At 29.4% G+C, this 3,110-nt stretch carries 3 protein-coding genes; 2 read left to right on the forward strand and 1 reads right to left on the reverse strand.

All coding sequences use genetic code 4. The features are described 5' to 3' along the window. The first annotated feature begins 85 nt into the window (after positions 1-85). Together C4B25_RS04425 and C4B25_RS04430 are read left to right on the forward strand one after the other, a co-directional pair. The gene (locus C4B25_RS04425; RefSeq protein WP_131613918.1) at positions 86-760 is read left to right on the forward strand and encodes a nuclease-related domain-containing protein; all 675 of its coding nucleotides are present in this window, start codon (positions 86-88) and stop codon (positions 758-760) included. Positions 761-767: 7 nt separating this feature from the next. After that, the gene (locus C4B25_RS04430) at positions 768-1,649 is read left to right on the forward strand and encodes a potassium channel family protein (RefSeq protein ID WP_168380708.1); all 882 of its coding nucleotides are present in this window, start codon (positions 768-770) and stop codon (positions 1,647-1,649) included. Between the two features lie 62 nt (positions 1,650-1,711). Here the strand turns inward: C4B25_RS04430 and C4B25_RS04435 are convergent. Then, the coding region (locus C4B25_RS04435) for an ABC-F family ATP-binding cassette domain-containing protein (protein ID WP_131613922.1) at positions 1,712-3,110 on the reverse strand (1,399 nt) is incomplete at its 5' end.

The following is a 3,110-nucleotide window of genomic DNA, read 5'->3' on the forward strand; positions in this document are numbered from 1 at the left end:
TGATTTGATATTTGCCATTTAAAACTCCTTTGTGAAAACATTATAGCAAAAATAAAGTATAATTTAGTAAAAATTAAGGAGTAATATGACAAGACTATACATAGGGATGATTTTTGGGTCGGTAGTAATACTAACTATAGTGGGAATTTTAATAGGTTTTTGATACAAAAATCGCTCACTAAAAAGATTAACAAAAAAACTTGGTCAATCAGCAGAAACTATTATTAATGGTGATATCGCTACATGGGCCAAACACACAAAAAACAAATATATTAAAGCTAGTTTGTATGCATATAATAAAAATATGGTTTTCGAAGTTGATGGTATCCTAATTACTGATAAGGGTATTATCGTAGTTGAGATTAAATCTATCAAAGGTGAAATCCATGGAGATGCAGCTGCACCCCAATGAATTAAACAAATGGGGCAAAAGCAACATCCTACTGGGAATCCAATAATTCAAAATGATAAACATATAAATCATATTATGAATATGATGCAAATTAAAGTACCTATTGTTTCTCTAATTGTTTATTCTAATAGAACAGAGTCAATAAAAATAACTAATACACCAGGCCATGTTGTTTTAATAAGACATGCAGAATTATTTAATTCTTTAGATAAGATTAATTCCGTATTGGAAACTAAATTATCGGATCAACAAGTAAAAAAACTATATAATAAGATTAAAACATTTAGGACACACAATTCAAAAGACGTGAACTTACATAAGACAATAACAGGTCAGAAAGGTAGATAAAATGAAAATGACATTAAATGAAGGAAGTATTATTGTTGCTTCTGAATCAAGTTTAAAATCAATAAAAACAAAGGAGCGTAAACGTAAAATAAGACTTTTAAGAAATTTATATGCTTTTGTAATTTTCTTTATTGTCGCACTTTCAATTTCAACACTTTCTTTTAAAATTGAAACACAAGAAAAATATAAATCATGATTTACAGTTATCGAATTAATTGTATTCGTTGTATTAATCGTTGATTATGCTTTGAGATGAATTACAGCTCCAGCGAGATTTGAAAGTAAGACGAAATCATTAATTTTCTTCCCAATTACAATGATTTCAATAATGCTTATAATTTCTATGCTCCCTTCTCTTTACATAGTAGGTAACTACTTACCAGAAGGTCGTGCAAAAGATTTCTTTGTTGGACTTCAAACATTTAAATTTATGAGAATTATAAGAATTGTTATGTTGGCTAACTTATTCCCTCCATTAGCAATCTTTAAAAGAGTTATTGCTAAGAATAAATGAATTCTTTATAACGTATTCTTTATAGTTATTATTACAATCGTTGTATTTGCATTAGTTATGTATAACGTTGAACAAAAAGTTCCTTTAGCAGATAGACAAATAGTAACATTCAAAGATGCGCTATACTTCTCAACTATTACACTTACAACAATAGGATTTGGTGATATAACCCCTAAATCAGACATAGGTAGAGCAATTGTAATGGTTATGTCTATTATTGGTATTGGTATCCTTGCAATCCCTTCTGGTGTTATTGCTGGTGGATTCCTTTCTGAGGCTGAAGCAATGAAAAATGAAAAAGCTCAATTAGAAGACAAACGTAAAAAATCTAAATTATCAAAACTTAAAGTAAATAAAAAAACAGACAGAGGTTAGTCTGTTTTTTTATTTGTTCAAATTGTTATACAACATAAAAAAATAAAAACTCCGAAGAGTAATTATTTAATATCTTTGATTATATTTTGAATTCTTTCATCTGCTAGATAATCATCTAATTTACCTCTAAAGAATATTGAACCTTTAGAACCTAGTGTAAGAATTGTATTTGCAACTTTATTTGTAAATGCCTTGTTATAAGTTGTAAAGATACATGAAGATTGATATTTATCAAGTCCTTCAATAACTGAATCAATTGACTCTGTGTCTAAGTGATCTAATGGTTGATCTAATATTAAAGCATTTGAATCTCTTAACATTATTGCAGCCATCATTAATCTAACTTTTTCTCCACCTGAACAAGCTTTAACTTTTTTAAATACTGAATCAGCTGGGAATAACATTCTTCCTAAGAATCCCCTTAATTTAGGTTCATCATCTTCTTTATCTCATTGTCCTAATCATTTTAAGATTGTAAGATCATTATCGAATAAATGAGTATTATCTTTTGGGAAATAATCAGTTGTGATTGTAACTCCTCATTTAAATGTTCCTGAAGTTGGTTCTAAATCACCTGATAAAATATCACAAAGTTTTGATTTTGCAATATCGTCATCTCCAAGGATAACCATTTTTTCACCTGGCAATATCTTGAAAGTAAGATTTTCAAATAATGTTTCACCTTCTGGTGTTATGTAAGTCAAATCATCAACAGAAAGAATTTCTTTACCTGGTTCTCTTAATAAATCAAATCTAATATATGGGTATTTTCTATTTGAAGGTTTGATGTCTTCAAGTGTAATTTTTTCTAATGTCTTTTTACGTGAAGTAGCTTGTGAAGACTTAGAAGCATTAGCTGAGAATTTATCAACGAACGCTTGTAATTTTTTCATTTGATCTTCTTTTTTAGCATTTTGAGCCTTTTTAAGTTCAGCGGCTAATTCTGAAGATTGTTTTCAGAAAGTATAGTTACCTGTAAACATATTTGCCTCTCCAAAGTCAATATCAACTGTGTGAGTACATACGTTATCTAAGAAGTCTGTATCGTGAGATACTGCAATAACTGTGTTTTCATATTTACTTAAAAAATCCTCTAATCATGAGATTGCTTGCATATCAAGGTGGTTAGTAGGTTCATCAAGAATTAAGATATCTGGATTACCAAATAAAGCTCTCGCTAGAAGTACTTTAACCTTTTCTCCTGATTTTAATTCTGCAAGTGGTCTTGTTCATTTTTCTTGAGGTATCCCAAGAGAAGAAAGTAATTTCTGTGCATCTGATTCTGATTCATAACCACCCATCATTGCGAATTCACCTTCTAAATGTGATGCTCTTTCACCATCTTTTTCATCAAAGTCAGGTTTCATATATAAAGCATCTTTTTCTTCCATAACTGCGAACATTTCTTTATGTCCTGAGATTACAACTGATGTTGCGTCTAGTTCATTATATTTAAAGTGA

It is taken from the genome of Mycoplasma todarodis, assembly GCF_004335995.1.
Taxonomy (GTDB): domain Bacteria; phylum Bacillota_I; class Bacilli_A; order Mycoplasmatales; family Metamycoplasmataceae; genus Mycoplasma_K; species Mycoplasma_K todarodis.